The following is a 16,619-nucleotide window of genomic DNA, read 5'->3' as shown; positions in this document are numbered from 1 at the left end:
ATCGTCACTTCGTTTGTCCAGGTCAGGAGGTTTCAGCAGGCTGACGAACGGTCGTCATGACGAGCAGTCGTCACTTCCGACTTGACCTGTCAGGAATCCTCCTCCGCCCGCCGCGCGAACTGCGTGGCCCACACCATGGCGATCCAGCTGCCGCCCTCCTGCTCGTACCAGAACCAGGCGGCCAGGGCGGCGCCGATGAGCGAGAGGACGGCATCCGCAGGCGAACGGTTGCGTGTCAGGATTCATGCTTACCGACGCTAGTGTGTAACCGTGACCCTCAACAGCCTCGGTTGGACCGTCCACGGTGACGGTCGGAAAATAGCCCCCGGTGCGGTCGTCGCACCCGACGAACGCCTCAGCTGGCCCCGCACCATCGGCATCGGCATGCAGCATGTCGTGGCGATGTTCGGGGCCACCCTGCTGGTGCCCACCCTGACCGGATTCCCCGTCAACACGACCCTGTTGTTCTCGGGTCTGGGGACGATGATCTTCCTGCTCATCACCCGCAACCGTCTGCCCTCCTACCTGGGCTCCTCCTTCGCGTTCATCGCGCCGATGATCGCCAGCCAGCAGCACGGCCCCGGCGCCCAGATCGGCGGCGTGCTGGTCACGGGTCTGGTGCTCATGGCCGTCGGGTTCATCGTCAAGGCGGCGGGGCGCCGGGTGATCGACGCGGTCATGCCGCCGGCGGTGACGGGTGCGATCGTCGCGCTCATCGGCCTCAACCTGGCGCCGGTGGCCACGGGTAACTTCCAGACGCAGCCGCTCGTGGCGGCGGTGACCATGCTCACCATCCTGGTGGCCACCGTGGCGGGGCGGGGCATGGTGGCGCGCCTGGGCATCCTCATCGGCGTGGTGGTCGGCTGGGTCTTCGCCGCGCTCACGGGCAATCTGGCCGAGGGCGCGGGGGAGACCATCCGCAACGCCGCGTGGATCGGGGTGCCGGAGTTCCATTCGCCGGAGTTCCACCTCTCGGCGATCCTGGTGACGCTGCCGGTGGTCATCGTGCTCATCGCGGAGAACGTCGGCCACGTCAAGGCCGTGTCGGAGATGACGGACCGCAACCTGGACGATCTGGCCGGGGACGCGCTCGTCGCCGACGGCCTGGCCACCACCCTGGCGGGTTCCTTCGGTGGCTCGGGAACGACCACCTACGCGGAGAACATCGGGGTCATGGCCGCCACGCGCGTGTACTCCACCGCCGCCTACTGGGTGGCGGCGGCCACGGCCATCGCTCTGGCGTTCATCCCGAAGTTCGGCGCACTCATCTTCACCATCCCCACGGGCGTGCTCGGCGGGGCGACGATCGTGCTCTACGGGCTCATTGGCATGCTGGGTATCCGCATCTGGCAGGACAACAAGGTCAACTTCAACAACCCGGTCAACCTGACGACGGTGGCGGTGGCGCTCATCGCCGGCATCGGCAACCTGACGCTCAGCGTCGGCGGCGTCGAGCTGGAGGGCATCGCCTGGGGCTCGGCGGGGATCATCCTGGCCTACCCGCTGTTCAAGTGGCTCTACATCCGCATCGGTGAAGGGCGCCACGCGAAGTTCTACCATTGAGGGTATGAGCCCCGAGATCTCCGTCCCCGCCCATGCCTTCCTCGCCCCGCGCGAGGTCATCCCCACCAGCGACATGCACGCCTACTTCGACCGAGCCTTCCGCCGCGCCGCGGACGTGCTGGCTGAGCTCGGTCTGCACCCGGCTGGTCCGGCGCGTGCCTACTACTACTCCGGCCTGGGGGAGACCGTCGACCTGGCCGGCGGTTTCCCCCTGGCCCCGGAGCAGGTGGCCGCCGTCGAGACCGCCCACCCCGAGCTGGTCCACCACGTCCCCGCCAGCGCGGCCATGACGGCCCGCCATGTCGGTTCCTACGACACCCTGGGACAGTCGTGGCAGGAGCTGACGGAGTCCGTGCGGCGCAGCGGCCGCCCCACCGGTGCGGTGTTCTGGGAGGAGTACGTCACCATGCCCACGCCGGAGGCTGATCCGGCGGACATGATCACTGATCTCTACGTCACGCTGGCCTGAGTGCGCGATGTTGATCACAAAGACCCCACCTGTCTCTACCTCATCCGCGCCGTGGGAGGCTGCGCGGTGGTAAAACGGTAGGCATGCGTGTTCCTGTGTATCTCGCCGTCTCCAAGGACGACTATCTCCACCTGACGGTGACCCCGGATCGGGTGGGCGTCGTCGATAAGCTCATTGCGGCGGGGGACCATCCCACCCTGCGCCTGAGCGACGAGTGGTTCATCCTCGATGAGGATCTGCTGCTCACCCACGCCGAGCCGGCCTTCAACGGCGGCGAGATGTGGCAGTACAAGCCGACGCGGAATGCTCTCGCGCCCGTGCAGGTGGAGATGATCGCCGCGGCCCTGGCTGAGGTCGGCGAACTCACGTACTCCCATGACCTGCCGCCCCTGCAGAAGTTCTTCGCGGCGGCCGCCGAGCGGCACGACGCCATCATCATCGCCTACATGTAGACACAAAAACGCCTCCCGATCGTCGGTGATCGGGAGGCGTCGGCGATTCTACTGATCCAGGTCGGATTCGATGAGCGCGGCGATCTTCTCCACGGCCTCGGCGTTGTCCGAGGTGATGGTGACCTGGTCACCCTTCTCGGCGCCCAGCGCCATGATCATGAGGGAGGAGGCGGCGTCGGCCTCTTCGCCGTCCTCGTCCCCGACGAGGGTGAGGATGATGTCGTCGTCGTACTCGCCGGCGGCGTCAGCGACGATGGCGGCGGGGCGGGCGTGGAGTCCGACTGCGGAGCCGACGGTCACGGTCTTGGAAGCCATGAGGGCTGGTCCTTTCGTTGAGGGATGATGTGGCCCAGTTTAGGCATCGACTGTGGCGGCTGCCACCGCCCGGGAGGGCCAGAACTGCTTGAGTGCGATGACGGCGCAGGCGGAGACGGCCGTACCGGCGAGGATGGCCAGCAGGAAGCCCCACCACGGGTCGATGGCGAAGAGGACGAACACGCCGCCGTGCGGGGCGCGGGAGCCGACGTCGAGCGCCATGGACAGGGCGCCGGTGACCGCGCCACCGGCCATCATCGAGGGGATGACGCGCAGCGGGTCGGCGGCCGCGAAGGGGATCGCACCCTCGGAGATGAAGGACAGGCCCAGCAGCCACGCGGACTTGCCGTTCTCCTGCTCGGCGGGGGTGAACAGGCGGGCCCGCAGGAGCGTGGCCACCGACAGCGCGATGGGCGGGACCATTCCGGCGGCCATGACGGCGGCCATGATCTGCATGGCGGCGGCGTCACCCGTGGACAGCCCGGCGGTGGCGAAGAGGTACGCGGCCTTGTTCACCGGGCCACCGAGGTCGAAGCACATCATGAGGCCGAGGATGATGCCGAGCAGCACCGCGGAGGAGCCGGACATCGCCGACAGCCAGTCGGTCAGGCCCGTCATGATGCCCTCCAGCGGGCGGCCCAGCAGCAGGAACATGAGCAGGCCGACGATGAGCGAGGTGAGCAGCGGGATGATCACCACCGGCATGAGCGAGGTGAGGATCCGCGGCACCTTCCACGAGGCGATCCAGTAGGCGATGAGGCCGGCGAGCACACCGGTGACCAGGCCGCCGATGAAGCCGGCACCGATGAGCACGGAGATCGCGCCGCCCACGAAGCCCGGGGCGATGCCGGGGCGACCGGCCAGCGAGTAGGCCGTGTAGCCGGACAGGGCGGCGACGATGAAGCCCATCGCCATCTGGCCGGTGGCGAAGAGCACCGCACCGAGGTAGAGCGCGAGGCCGGAGCGGTCGAAGGCGACGGTGGCGCCGTCGATAAGCACCTCGTTGCCGGGCAGGTTGCCCAGCGAGTGCTGCAGCGCGATGGCCTGCCAGCCGTTGGCCATGGCGTAGCCGCCGATGAGGAAGCCGAGGGCGAGGAGGAGGCCGCCGGCCGCGACGAAGGGGATCATGTAGGACACGCCGGTCATGACGGCCTGCTGGATGCGGCGCGGCCAGCTCAGTTCCTGCTTCTTCTCGCTTATCGACGCCGTCCCGCTCACCCGCCGCGCCTGCGGATCGCGGGCGGCGGCGAGGGCCTCGTCGATCATGACGCCGGGCTCGTTGATGGCGCGCTTGACGGGGGACTCGATGACCGGCTTACCCGCGAAGCGCTCGCGCTCGCGGACGCCGACGTCGGTGGCGAAGATGACGGCGTCGGCCCGGTTGATGACCTCCGGGTCGAGCGCCTCCGTGGAGGAGGAACCCTGCGTCTCGACGTGGAGGACCACGTCGTCGCGCGCCTGCGCGTTCTGCGCGAGGGCGTCGGCCGCCATGTAGGTGTGCGCGATGCCCGTCGGGCACGCCGTGATGGCGACCAGGTGGGTCGCCTGCTTCTCGACGCCCTCCTGCGGCGCCGCCGCGGGGACGTCACCGATGACCTCGTCGACGGCCGCGACGATCTCCTCCGGCGTGGTGGCCGCGCGGAGGCGGTCGAGGAAATCGCCCCGCACCAGCGCGCGGGCCAGCTTGGAGAGGATCTTCAGGTGCGCTTTCCCCCCACCCTCCGGGGCGGCGATGAGGAAGACGAGCTCCGCATCCCCGTCGGGGCCACCGAAGTCGACGGGCCGCGAGAGGCGGGCGAAGGCGAGGGTGGGGACCTCGACGGCCGCCGAGCGCGCGTGCGGGATGGCGACCCGGCCGGGGACACCGGTGGGGTTCTGGGCCTCGCGGGCGAGTGCGGCGTCGGCCAGCAGGGTGGGCGAGCTGGCGCGGCCGGCGTCGTGGGCGACGTGGGCCAGGCCGGTGATGACGTCGGTGGCGCTCGCGCCGAGATCGACGTCGAGGCGGACGAGGTCAGGGGAGATGACGGACATGGGTTTCCTTGAGATTCAATTGTGCGGGGGTAGGGATCGTGGTGCCGGGCAGGCCGGAAGCGGCGGTGCCGTAGGCGACGGCCCGGGCGAGACACGCCGCCGGGTCAGCGTGGGAGGCGCGGGCGATGAGGTAGCCCGCCAGGGAGCTGTCACCGGCTCCGACCGTGGACTGGACATCGACCGGCGGGGGAGTGGCGTACCAGACGCCCTCGCGGGTGACCAGCACCGCGCCCGTCGGGCCGAGCGTGACCAGGACTTCGTCGATGCCCCGCTCGACGACGATGCGGGCGGCGTCGACGACACCGGAGAAATCTCCCTCGGCGGCCGCGTCCTCGAGGGCCTCGCCGTCCCAGCCGACGAGCTGCCCGAGCTCCAGTCCGTTCGGCTTGATGAGGGTCGGCGCGGCGGTACCGAGACCGGCCCCGAGTGCCGCCATGGCGCTGTCGGAGGTGTCGACCGCGACGGGCAGACCCGGATGCGCGGTGCGGACCGTGGCGAGCAGCGTGGTGTACCAGTCCGCGGGCACCCCGGGCGGCAGGGAGCCGGCCATGACCAGCCAGGAGGCCTGCCCGGCCAGGCGGGTGACGGTCTCCTCGATCTCGCGACGGGTGGCCGGGTCCACGGTGGCGCCGAGGCCGTTGATCTTGGTGGTGGTGCCGTCCGGTTCCGTGAGGGTGGTGTTGATTCGGACTCCCTCGGACACGGGGATGGCGTGGAAGGGGATCCCCGCCTGCCGGGTGAGCGCCACGAAGGGGTCGTTCTGGTCCGCCGGGAAGAGCGCGAGGCTGGGAGTGTCCGCCAGGGTGAGCGCATGGGTGACGTTGACGCCCTTGCCGCCCGCGACCTGGGAGATGGCGGAGGGGCGGTGGACGAGACCGCGGCGGAGCCTGTCGCCCAGTTGCATCGTCGCGTCGATGCTGGGGTTGGGGGTCAAGGTGAGAATCACGGCGGGCTCCCTGTCCGTTCGGAAATCTGTGGTCACGGTGGTGTCTGTCGGGCCCGCTGCCGGCTTTCGGGGGCCGGCAGCGGCCTGAGCTGGGTTAATCCTAAGGCGCGGCCCGAGGCCGGTGAAGCAGTGGTGAGGCACCGGTCCGAGGCTGTTATGAAAACGATGAACTAAGTCACACTAAATGTCCGTTTGTGAGATTAGTATCGCCCGATTGTGTCCGATTGTCAAGGGGGTCGTGTCTGTATCGTTGCTAAGACGTGGATTTTGTGATGTTCTGGACATCACACGACCCGCAAACTGTGAGATGGGACTGAAATCCATGGCAACTGAATCCACCACCATTACGGGCACCGGCGTCGTCGCCGGTATCGCCTACGCCCCCGCCATCTGGGTTCACGCCCGACCCTCACTCCCCGAGCCCGGGGCCACCGTCGCCGAGGAGGCCCGCGACGCCGAATACGAGCGCTTCACCGTCGCCGCCGACACCGTGGCCGAGCGCCTGGCCGCCCGCGCCGACACCGTGGAGGGGGCCGCCGCCGAGGTGCTCAAGGTCACCGCGGGGATGGTCAACGACCGCGGCTGGCGCAAGGCCGTACGCAAGAACGTCAACGACGGCCACCCCGCCGACTACGCCACCGTCGCCGCCACCCAGAAGTTTGTCGACATGTTCGAGGCAGCTGGAGGGCTCATGGCCGAGCGCACCACCGACCTCCGCGACATCCGCGACCGAGTCATCGCCGAACTGCGCGGCGAGGAGGAGCCCGGACTGCCCTCCATCACCTCCGAGAGGGTCCTGCTGGCCGATGACCTCTCGCCCGCCGACACCGCCACCCTCAACCCCGAGCTCGTCGTCGCGCTGGTCACCGAGCTCGGCGGCCCCACCAGCCACACCGCGATCATCGCCCGCCAGCTCAACGTCCCCTGCATCGTCGCCGCCGGTCCCCCCATCAATGAGATTCCCGCCGGCGAGCCCGTGCTTGTCGACGGCGCCAGCGGCACCATCACCCTCGACGCCGACGAGGAGACCGCCCGGGCGGAGGTCGCCTCCTCCCGCGAGCGCGCCGCCATCGTGGCCCAGTGGCGCGGCCCCGCCCAGACAAAGGACGGGCACCGCATCCAGCTGCTGGCCAACGTCGCCGACGGGCAGGCCGCCCGCCTCGCCGCCGACACCCAGGCGGAGGGCATCGGCCTCTACCGCACCGAGATGAGCTTCCTCTCCGCCTCGCAGGAGCCGACCGTGGAGGAGCAGGCCGCGGTGTACCGCAAGGTCTTCGACGCCTTCCCGGACTCCAAGGTGGTCATCCGCACCCTTGACGCGGGCTCCGACAAGCCCATCGCCTACGCCACCCTGCAGCACGAGGAGAACCCCGCCCTCGGTGTGCGCGGCCTGCGCATCGCGTGGGGCAACGACGGCATCATGGTCCGCCAGCTCGACGCCATCGCGCTGGCAGCCGAGGGCCGCGGGGACGATGCCCCCACCTGGGTCATGGCGCCCATGGTCGCCCGCGAGCGCGAGGCCAAGTGGTTTGCCGAACTGTGCCGCGAACGCGGCCTGACCCCCGGCGCCATGATCGAGGTCCCCGCCGCCGCCATCATGGCCGACCGGATCATGCCGCACCTCGACTTCGTGTCCATCGGCACCAACGACCTCACCCAGTACACGATGGCCGCCGACCGGCTCTCGCCGTCCCTGGCCTACCTCACCGACCCGTGGCAGCCTGCCGTCCTGCGCCTGGTCAAGGAGACCTGTCGCGTCGGTGAACTCACGCAGACCCCGGTCGGCGTGTGTGGTGAGGCCGCGGCCGACCCGAAGCTGGCCTGCGTCCTCGCCGGCCTCGGCGTGACCTCCCTGTCGGCGGCCTCGACGGCCGTGGCGGGCGTCGGCGCCCAGCTGGCCGACCTCGACCTGGCACAGTGCCAGGAAGTGGCCGAGGCCGTCCTCAACGCCTCCGGGGCGACCGCCGCCCGCCAGATCGCCGCGGAGATGATCCTGGGCTGAGATACGCCGGGGCGGGGTCGGACTGCGTCAGTCCTCAGCGATGATGACGTCGACCTCGCGCTCCCGCAGCGCCGTGACGAAGGAGTCCGGCGCGGCGGGGTCGGTGATGACAACGTCGATGTCGTCGATGCCGGCGAAACTCACGAGGTAGTCGGTGCCCAGCTTGGTGGAGTCACAGAGCACGACCACCTTGTGGGCGTTGGTCACCATGGCGGACTTGATCGCCGCCTCCTGGGCGTCCGCGGTGGACAAGCCGTGGTCCAGGGTCAGTGCGTTGGTGCCGATGAAGGCGACGTCCGCCCGCATGAGCGCGAGGGTCCGCAGCGCGGTGTCCCCGACGACCGCCTGCGTGATGGCCCGGACCGAACCGCCCAGCAACTGGACCTCGTTGAGGCCGCGCGTGGCGAGGTTGAGGGAGATCGGCAGGCTGTTGGTCACGATGGACCACTGGGACGCATTCGGCTGCTCCGCGATGAGATCCGCCAGCGTGCCGATCGTCGTGCCCGAGTCGAGAAACAGCCCACCCCGCGGCTCAGGGAGGTAGCGCAGGGCGGCCCGCGCAATCGCGGACTTCGCGGTGGGGGCCGAACGGAAACGGGCGTCGAGGGAGAACTCGGTCGTCTGGAAGGTCTGGCTGGCCACCGCGCCGCCGTGGACGCGGTGGACGACCCCTTCCCGGTCGAGCACGGCCAGGTCGCGGCGGATGGTCTCGGCCGTGACCTCGAAGCGGTGTGCCAGCTCGGTGACGTTGACCCGCCCCTCCACGGCGGTCAGGGAGGCGATCTGTCGCCTCCGCTCCTCTGCGTACATGAAGTCTCCTCTGGCACCGTGCCTGACCGAATCGGACATCAGGGAGTGTCCGTTTCTGACATTGTCGCAAAAAACACGGTCACAGGTCAGATGTTCCACCGGTGTACTGGGACAACGGGGGCGGTGCGGAGCGGGCAGTCTGCGGGCAGGTCGGGCTGGCCGGGCCCGTGACATGCCCGTTCGGGTGGGAAGGTGTGGCTCTTGGGGTCCTCCCGTGCCCGATCTGCCGGGGGTGGCGTTTCCCCGCTCAGAGCTTCCGGAACACCGAGACGATCTTGCCCATGATCTCCGCCTTGTCGCCCGGAATGGGGGAGAAGTCCTCGTTGTGCGGGAGGAGCCAGACGCCGGTCGAGTCCTTGTGGAACTCCTTCGCCGTCGCTTCGCCATCAATGAGCGCGGCGACGAATTCGCCCTGCTCCGCCACCGGCTGCGAGCGAACCACGACCCAGTCCCCGTGAAGAATGCCGGCATCCCGCATCGATTCGCCGTCGATCTGCAGCATGAAGAGTTCGCCGTCGCCCACCAGGTCGGCGGGCAGCGGGTAGTAGTCCTCCACGGTCTGCTCCGCCAGCAGGGGGGACCCGGCAGCTATGCGGCCAAGCACGGGAATGAAGTTCGCCGGGCTGGCGTCCTCGGGGGCGGCGGAGGGCTTGGGGGAGGCCTTGCGGCCGGGCTTGCGGGCGGAATCGGTCGAGGGCAGCGTGCGCACGTCGACGGCGCGGGGCTTGTTCGGATCGCGGCGCAGGAAGCCCTTCTTCTCCAGCTGCTTGAGCTGGTAGGCCACCGAGGAGGTGGACTGCAGGCCGGCAGCGTCACCGATTTCGCGGATGCTCGGCGGGTAGCCGCGCAGCACCACGGCATCCCGGATGACCTCCAGGATGCGGCGCTGCCGGTCGGACAGTGTCGACGGGTCCGGCTTGCCCGTCGGGCTGGGAGTGGTGGATGTCATGGTCGTGGGCTCCTTCTCGGGGCTTCAGGTTCGGCGGCGGGGCGGGTTCGGAGGGGCGGGATCGAACGGTCGTGGATCCAGTGTGCCGTTCACCTGCTACATGTCTACCACGATCTGGTACGGATGTTCGACTGTGGGCGTCGGCGTGTGGACAAAGTTTCGAACGAGTGCTATAAATCGAACATAGCATCTACATCGAACATCTGAACGACGTGAGTGTTCGAGAGTGTCGGGGTCGCCCGATAGTCTCGGGACAACCGATGAAAGGAACTGACATGACCATCTTCCTCAATGACTCCCGACCTGGTGGACGCGCGCTCGACGGTGATGTCCTCCGTGTTCCTACGGCCGCCGTCTGGGAGCCCTCCGGCTTCGTCGAGGGTACCGCTCGGGAGCGGGGTGTTCGAACTCTGCGCCCGCTGGATCGAACGCAGCAACGAGCTGTGGCTCCGCATTCCTCCAGCGCGCAGGTCACGTGGCGGGAGCGGGGAGTCCGCCGCCGGGACACCTGGACGACCTACCTGGTCGGCGCTCTGTTCGGCAGCGCGCTCATCGGCGCCGCCATTCTCGGGGACACCGGCGACGGGGGGCAATGGACGGAGCACACCCCACCGGCGGCCGTCGGACAGGCACGTTAGGGGGAGTTCCCCGCGGGTATGATCATGGGTCCAGCTCGTGCCCTGTCCAACGGTCCTTAAGAAAGGTGTTGACGGTCCACCGTGTACTGCCCGTTCTGCCACCACGATCACTCCCGGGTCATTGATTCGCGCATTGTCGACGCGGGGGCGTCGATCCGGCGCCGCCGCGAATGCACCGCGTGCGAGGGTCGCTTCACCACCATCGAAAAGGCCGTCCTGCTCGTCATCAAGCGCAATGGAGTGACGGAGCCCTTCAGCCGGGACAAGGTGGTCCTCGGTGTGCGGCGCGCCTGCCAGGGACGCGATGTCTCCGACGACGCCCTCAAGCGCCTGGCGCAGGAGGTGGAGGAGACCGTCCGTTCGCACGGCAGCTCGCAGGTCAACGCCAATGACATCGGCCTGGCCATCCTCGAGCCCCTCCGCGTCCTCGACGAAGTGGGCTACCTGCGCTTCGCCTCCGTGTACAAGTCCTTCGAGTCGGCCGAGGACTTCGAATCCGAGATCCGGCTCATGCGTCGTCGCGCCCGCGAGGACGCCGCCGCTCTCGAGGGCTGATCAGCGGAGCTTGTCCACGGCCTTCTGAATGCGCCGCAGGGAGACCGGGCGGGCCGTGCCCAGCCGCTGGGCGAAGAGGCTGACGCGGAGCTCCTCGATCATCCACCGGATGTCCTTGACCTCGCGCGTCTTTTCCCTGCCTGCAGGAAGTTTCGCCAGGCGCAGGCGGAGGTGGGTGAGGGCCTCCTCGACCTCGTCCTGGCGGTCGGCGTCCTTGTCCGGGTCCTGCGCCATTTCCTCCAGGCGGACCCGCATCGCCTGCAGGTAGCGGGGGAGATGCCGCAGCTGCGCCGCCCCGTGCAGGGTGACGGCGTGCCGTGGGAGCAGGAAGGACAGCTGCTTCTTCATGTCCTCGATGGCGTCCCCGCTCCAGGCGGAGAGTTCCTCGGACACGGAGTGGTACTCGATGAGCGCGGGTGCCAGGGACACCACGGTGCGGCGGACCAGTCCCGGAACGTCGGGGGCGACCTTCCGACGGAGCTCCTCGAATTCCTCCGGGGAGCGCACCGGGCCGCCGTGGGTGAGCATGAGGTCGCGGATGGCGGCGACGCGGGCGTCCTCGACAAGCCCGGCTGCTCCGCCGTGGGGATAGTTGTCCACCGCGACCCGCTGCTGGAGGGGCAGGCCCTTGGTCATCTGGTTGGCGTTGACCGGGATCTCCCGCAGGAGCAGGGTCAGGGTGGCGGTCATCATGGAGGCGTCGGCGGCGGCCCGGGTGGGGTGGACGCGGATCTCCACGCCGTCCTTGGTGGCCACGAGCGCGGGGTAGGCGGTGACCTCGTGGCCGTCGACGACGGTCGCCACCTCCTCGGCGACGGTGCCGAGGGTGTCGGCGGTCCACGTCGGTACCGAGGTCGTCTCCGCGGCCCGGGACACCTTGCTCACCGAGGACTTGATGGAGCCGGCCTGGCGGGAGATGAGGGCGCCGAGATCCTTGTCGGCGTCGATGACCTTCCCGCGCTTGTCCACGGCGCCGAAGGTCATCTGCAGGTGCGGCGGCAGGGCGGCGGGGCGGAAGTCCTCGGCGGTGATGTGGCGCGCGCCCATGTCGTTGAGCACCTGGGTGAACTGCGTCACCAGCGGGCCCTCGTAGGGAATGAGGCGGGGCAGTGCCCGGGCGGCGACGTCGGGGGCCGGAACGACGGCGCGGCGCTTGTCCTTGGGAAGGGTGCGGATGAGCTCGGTGAGCAGCTCCTCGCGAAGGCCGGGCACCAGCCAGTCGACGCCCTCGCGGTCCATGCCCGCGAGCAGGGGGACGGGCACCAGCATGGTCACGCCGTCCTGTGGGTGGCCGGGCTCGAAACGGTACTCCAGGTCGTAGTCGATGCTTCCCTTGCGCCAGCGGTCGGGGAAGGCCTCCTCGGTGACGGAATCGGCCTCGTCGCCCAGGAGGGCGGCGGGGTCGAAGTCGAGGAGGTCGGGGTGCTGCTGCCGCTCCTTCTTCCACCAGGAGTCGAAGTGCCGACCGGTGGTGATGTTCGCGGGCAGGCGGGAATCGTAGAAGTCGAAGAGCGATTCCTCGTCGATGACGAGTCCACGGCGGCGGGCCTTCTCCTCGACCTCGGCGGCGGCCTCGAGCTTCTCCACGTTGGAGTGGAAGAAGGTGTGGTGCGTCGACCAGTCGCCCTCGATGAGGGCGTGGCGGATGAAGAGGTCGCGCGCGGCTTCCGGGTCGACCCGGTGGTAAGGGACGACGCGGTCGGCGACGATGGTCACCCCGTAGAGGGTGGACTTCTGGTGCACGATGGCGGAGGCCCGGGAGCGCGACCAGGCGGGGTCGGAGTACTGGTGCTTGAGCAGGGGGGCGGCGAGCTTCTCCACCCACGCCGGGTCGATGGCTGCGACGTCGCGGGCCCACAGCCGGGAAGTCTCCACCAGTTCCCCGGCCATGAGGAACTCCGGGGGCTTCTTCGCCAGGGAGGAACCGGGGAAGACCATGAAGCGGGTGCCGCGGGCCCCGGCGAATTCGCGGGTGTTGCCGAGACGGGCGCCGATGTGGGAGAGCAGGCCGGAGAGCAGCGACTGGTGGATGGCGTCGGCGTTGCGATCCCCGGCGACCTCGGCGCGTGTCGACCAGCCGAGCTGGCGGCAGACCTCGCGGAGCTGACGGACCAGGTCATACCACTCGCGGATGCGCATGTAGTGGAGGAACTCGTCCTTCATGCGGCGTCGGAAGGCATTGCCGCTGAGGTCGTCGCGGGACTGGTTGATGTAGTCCCAGAGTTTCAGGGAGCTGAGGAAGTCGCTCGTGGAGTCCTTGAAACGGGCGTGCTTCTGGTCGGCCTGGGCCTGGTGCTCGAGGGGGCGTTCGCGCACGTCCTGGATGGTCATGGAGGCCACGATGACGATCGCGGCGTCGAGTTCGCCGAGCCGGTTGGCCTCCACGAGCATGCGGGCCATGCGCGGGTCCACGGGGATGCGGGCGATGTCGCGGCCGATGGGGCTGAGGACGGGCTGTCCGTCCTGCTCCCGGTCGGTGAGCGCGCCGAGCTCGTGGAGCAAGAGGAGGCCGTCGCGGATGGCGCGGTTCTCCGGGGCCTGCACGAAGGGGAACTCGGCGATGTCGCCCAGCCGCATGAGCGCCATCTGGAGGATGACGCTGGCGAGGTTGGTGCGCAGGATCTCGGGGTCGGTGAACGCGGGGCGGGAGGCGAAGTCCTCCTCCGAGTACAGCCGGATGGCGATACCGTCGGCCACGCGACCACAGCGGCCCGAGCGCTGGTTGGCCGAGGCCTGGGAGACCGGCTCGATGGGCAGGCGCTGGACCTTGTTGCGGGTGGAGTAGCGCGAGATGCGGGCGGTGCCGGTGTCCACGACGTAGCGGATGCCCGGCACGGTCAGCGAGGTTTCCGCAATGTTGGTGGAGAGCACGATGCGACGCCCCGCGTGCGGCTGGAACACGCGGTGCTGTTCCTGATTGGACAGACGTCCGAACAGCGGGGTGACCTCGACGCCGCGCCACTTGCGGCCCTCGATGGCCTCCATGGCGTCGCGGATGTCGCGTTCGCCGGGGAAGAAGCAGAGGATGTCGCCCGGCCCCTCGAGCATGAGTTCCTCGCAGGCCTCGCACAGCGCGTCGAGCGGGTCCTGGTCGACGATCTTGCCGTCGCGTTCGAACTCCAGCGGGCGGTAGCGGATCTCCACGGGGAAGGTGCGGCCGGAGACCTCGATAATGGGGGCGGGTTCGCCCCGGGCGTCGGCGAAATGCTGGGCGAAGGACTCCGGGTCGATCGTCGCGGAGGTGATGATCACCTTGAGGTCGGGCCGCTTCGGCAGCAGCCGACGCAGGTAGCCCAGGATGAAGTCGATGTTGAGGGAGCGTTCGTGGGCCTCGTCGATGATGAGCGTGTCATAGGCGTTGAGGTAGCGGTCGCGCTGCATCTCGGCGAGGAGGATGCCGTCGGTCATGAGTTTGACGGCGGAGGTGGGGGAGACGCGGTCGTCGAAACGAATGGCGTAGCCGACGGTCTCGCCGATGTCCTGGCCCAGCTCTTCGGCGATGCGCTCGGCGACGGTGCGGGCGGCGAGGCGCCGCGGCTGGGTGTGTCCGATGAGGCCGCGGCGGCCGCGGCCCAGGTCGAGGCAGATTTTCGGGATCTGCGTGGTCTTGCCGGAGCCGGTCTCGCCGGCGATGATGACGACCTGGTTGTCCCTGATCGCCGCGGCGATGTCCTCGCGTCGCGCGGAGACGGGCAGGGTCTCGGGGTAGGTGATGGGAGGGATGGCGGCGTCGATAAGCAGCTGCTTATCGACGGCCCGCTCGACGTCGGCCGCAATCGCGGCGAGCGCCTGCGGCGCGCGCGCCTTGCTCAGGCGGCGGCGGAAGGAACGTTCGTCGGCGAGCGAGACGTCCTGGAGGCGGGCGTAGAGATCTTCACGGGTAGTCATGGCTGACGTTGAATCCTACCGTCTTCGCGGCCGTGGCCTATCGTGGTCCACATGACGACACCGAACGAGCCCCACGAGGAACCCGAGAACTCCTATCCCGCCTACCCCTCCACGCCCCATCCGGAGGACGCCCCCACCTACGGCCAGCAGCCCTACCAGGGCTACGCCGGCTACAGCGAGCAGACTCCCGCCGCCACCACCACCACCACCGGCACCGGCAAGGTCCGCCCGATGGAGGCCGTGTCCTGGGCCTTCGGCACGACGTTCCGGAACTGGCCGGTGTGGATCCTCGGCACGCTCGCGCTCCTGGTGGCCAGCGTCGTGGTGGCCATGACCGTCGACTTCGCCTTCGGCGGTTTCTCCGGCGACATGAGCTACCAGAACGGCCTGGGCTACCAGGTCAGCCAGGTGCTGCTCGGGCTGCTCTTCTCGGCGCTCACCGTCTTCATCTATCACGGTGCCCTGCGCCAGGTGGACAAGGCGAAGATCGGTTACGGCGACTTCGGCGGGAACGTGAACTTCTGGCCGACCTTCGGGGTGTTCATCGTCATCCAGGTGATCACCACTGTGCTGTTCTCCGCATTTGCCCTGCCGATCATGCTGAGCAGCAATGACCTGGCCAACTCACAGATGGCGACGCAGGACGAGATGCTCGCGGAGCTGTCCAAGCTCTTCGGCGTGTTCGCGGTCATCATGGTGGTCGCGGTGCTCGTGACGCCGCTGACCATGTTCATGGTGTGGTTCGCCGCGGACCGCCGGACCGGTTTCGCCGGGGCCTTCGGCGCGGGCTTTCGCGCCGGCGCCCGTAACCACCTGACGCTGCTGCTGTTCAACATCGTCGCCGGTCTGGCCGCGATGATCGTGTCGTTGATCACCCTCGGCCTGGCGTTGATCATCATTGGCCCGGCCCTGCTGCTCGCGCAGGCACACATGTACCGACAGGCCGCGCAGGGGGCGCTGCCGGCCCCGACCCGGGCCTAACGCGGCTGCAGGGAGGCCCGGAAGGCCTCCTGCACCAGAGCGCCGAACGCGGAGAACTCTTCCATGCGGGAGCTGGAATTGCGGAACACCAGTCCGATCTCGCGGGAGGCGCTCACTCCTTCGCGGAAGGTGCTCACGGCCAGTCCCGGGCGGTGACATTCCGTGGTCACCGCGGAGACCGGCACCAGCGTGGCGCCCAGTCCGGCGGCGACGAGCTGCATGATCGTGGTCAGCGAGGACGCGCGGGTGACGGAATTCGTCGCCTCGGTGGGGTTGAGGTCGGCCTTGCGGCACAGATCGATGATCTGGTCGTGGAGGCAGTGGCCGTCGTCGAGAAGCAGCAGGTCGAGGGCGTCGAGATCGGAGAGCCCGAGGTCGGTGCGTCCGGCGAGGGGGTGGCCGACGGGGACGACGACGGCGAAGTCCTCCTCGTAGAGGAGGAGGTCGGTGGCGCCGGTGGTCTCCGAGGGCAGCGCCATGATGGCCAGGTCGATCTGCCCGTCGCGCAGCATCTGCACGAGGTGGTGGGTCTGGTCCTCGACGATGCGCGGCTCGAGTTCGGGGTAGTTCTCGCCGACGGCGGTGAGTAGCGCGGGCAGGATATAAGGTGCGATCGTCGGGATGATGCCGATGGTCAGCGGCCCGATGAGCGTGCCGTGTGCGCCGCGCGACTGGGCGAGAAAGGCCTCGGCGGCGTCGAGGGTGGCCTTGGCGTAGGGGAGGAGTTCCTCGCCGGCGGGGGTGACGATGACGCGGCGGGTGGAGCGCTCGATGAGCTGGATGCCCAGGCCGTGCTCGAGGGCGACGAGCGCCTGGGAGAGGGAGGGCTGGGAGATACTCAGTTTCGCGGCTGCGGTGCCGAAGTGCTTGTTCTCGGCGATGGTGACGAAAGTCCGCAGCTGGGAGAGGGTGGGGCGGTACTCCTTATTGTTCATGCCTATCATATTACAGGACGTGTATCGGTATTAGTTATTGACTGGCAGGCTTTCTGCGGGCATAATGGAGGGCGGCTTCCGAAGA

Annotated in this window: 14 protein-coding genes; 7 read left to right on the top strand and 7 right to left on the bottom strand. The window is 68.8% G+C overall.

The features are described 5' to 3' along the window. Window positions 1-270 precede the first annotated feature (270 nt). From ACFPUZ_RS00580 to ACFPUZ_RS00570, 3 genes are all read left to right on the top strand, one after another. Window positions 271-1,563 carry a uracil-xanthine permease family protein gene (locus ACFPUZ_RS00580; protein WP_376998804.1) on the top strand — a complete coding sequence of 431 codons (1,293 nt, stop codon included), beginning with the start codon at window positions 271-273 and terminating at the stop codon, window positions 1,561-1,563. Between the two features lie 4 nt (window positions 1,564-1,567). Continuing rightward, a complete protein-coding gene (locus ACFPUZ_RS00575; protein ID WP_376998802.1) occupies window positions 1,568-2,032 on the top strand; it encodes a GyrI-like domain-containing protein in 465 nt (154 codons plus the stop codon). Window positions 2,033-2,115: 83 nt separating this feature from the next. Continuing rightward, window positions 2,116-2,484: a hypothetical protein gene (locus tag ACFPUZ_RS00570; RefSeq protein WP_376998800.1), complete on the top strand. Its 369-nt coding sequence runs from the start codon at window positions 2,116-2,118 to the stop codon at window positions 2,482-2,484. 48 nt (window positions 2,485-2,532) lie between these two features. Here ACFPUZ_RS00570 and ACFPUZ_RS00565 read toward each other — a convergent pair whose 3' ends face one another. The 3 genes from ACFPUZ_RS00565 to ACFPUZ_RS00555 are packed head-to-tail and all read right to left on the bottom strand — an operon-like array spanning window position 2,533 to window position 5,776. Then, entirely contained in the window at window positions 2,533-2,799 is a 267-nt protein-coding gene (locus tag ACFPUZ_RS00565; protein WP_376998798.1) for an HPr family phosphocarrier protein, read from the bottom strand. Window positions 2,800-2,838: 39 nt separating this feature from the next. After that, entirely contained in the window at window positions 2,839-4,830 is a 1,992-nt protein-coding gene (locus ACFPUZ_RS00560; RefSeq protein ID WP_376998795.1) for a PTS fructose transporter subunit IIABC, read from the bottom strand. Then, window positions 4,811-5,776 (bottom strand): 1-phosphofructokinase family hexose kinase, encoded by a 966-nt coding sequence (locus ACFPUZ_RS00555; protein WP_376998793.1) that lies wholly within the window; start codon window positions 5,774-5,776, stop codon window positions 4,811-4,813. The genes ACFPUZ_RS00560 and ACFPUZ_RS00555 overlap by 20 nt, the downstream gene beginning before the upstream one ends. A 322-nt stretch (window positions 5,777-6,098) precedes the next feature. Here ACFPUZ_RS00555 and ptsP point away from each other — a divergent pair, with 322 nt between their 5' ends. Beyond that, window positions 6,099-7,778: a phosphoenolpyruvate--protein phosphotransferase gene (gene ptsP / locus ACFPUZ_RS00550; RefSeq protein WP_376998790.1), complete on the top strand. Its 1,680-nt coding sequence runs from the start codon at window positions 6,099-6,101 to the stop codon at window positions 7,776-7,778. Window positions 7,779-7,805: 27 nt separating this feature from the next. On the opposite strand, the gene ACFPUZ_RS00545 is transcribed toward ptsP, so the two are convergent. Continuing rightward, entirely contained in the window at window positions 7,806-8,588 is a 783-nt protein-coding gene (locus ACFPUZ_RS00545; protein WP_376998788.1) for a DeoR/GlpR family DNA-binding transcription regulator, read from the bottom strand. Between the two features lie 247 nt (window positions 8,589-8,835). Then, window positions 8,836-9,537, bottom strand: a complete 702-nt coding sequence (gene lexA / locus ACFPUZ_RS00540; RefSeq protein WP_376998786.1) for a transcriptional repressor LexA — start codon at window positions 9,535-9,537, stop codon at window positions 8,836-8,838. 275 nt (window positions 9,538-9,812) lie between these two features. Here lexA and ACFPUZ_RS00535 point away from each other — a divergent pair, with 275 nt between their 5' ends. Beyond that, window positions 9,813-10,175 carry a hypothetical protein gene (locus ACFPUZ_RS00535; RefSeq protein ID WP_376998784.1) on the top strand — a complete coding sequence of 121 codons (363 nt, stop codon included), beginning with the start codon at window positions 9,813-9,815 and terminating at the stop codon, window positions 10,173-10,175. Window positions 10,176-10,256: 81 nt separating this feature from the next. Continuing rightward, window positions 10,257-10,730 (top strand): transcriptional regulator NrdR, encoded by a 474-nt coding sequence (nrdR, locus tag ACFPUZ_RS00530; RefSeq protein WP_376998782.1) that lies wholly within the window; start codon window positions 10,257-10,259, stop codon window positions 10,728-10,730. Here nrdR and hrpA read toward each other — a convergent pair whose 3' ends face one another. Further along, a complete protein-coding gene (hrpA, locus tag ACFPUZ_RS00525; protein ID WP_376998780.1) occupies window positions 10,731-14,618 on the bottom strand; it encodes an ATP-dependent RNA helicase HrpA in 3,888 nt (1,295 codons plus the stop codon). A 51-nt stretch (window positions 14,619-14,669) separates the two neighbouring features. Here hrpA and ACFPUZ_RS00520 point away from each other — a divergent pair, with 51 nt between their 5' ends. Further along, complete coding sequence (locus ACFPUZ_RS00520; RefSeq protein ID WP_376998778.1) at window positions 14,670-15,599, top strand: hypothetical protein; 930 nt, start codon at window positions 14,670-14,672, stop codon at window positions 15,597-15,599. On the opposite strand, the gene ACFPUZ_RS00515 is transcribed toward ACFPUZ_RS00520, so the two are convergent. After that, complete coding sequence (locus ACFPUZ_RS00515) at window positions 15,596-16,534, bottom strand: LysR substrate-binding domain-containing protein (RefSeq protein ID WP_376998776.1); 939 nt, start codon at window positions 16,532-16,534, stop codon at window positions 15,596-15,598. The genes ACFPUZ_RS00520 and ACFPUZ_RS00515 overlap by 4 nt on opposite strands. Between the last annotated feature and the right edge of the window lie 85 nt (window positions 16,535-16,619).

It is taken from the genome of Corynebacterium nasicanis, from assembly GCF_042658165.1.
Classification (GTDB): Bacteria; Actinomycetota; Actinomycetes; order Mycobacteriales; family Mycobacteriaceae; genus Corynebacterium; species Corynebacterium nasicanis.
This window is presented reverse-complemented; position numbering and strand designations above follow the sequence as displayed.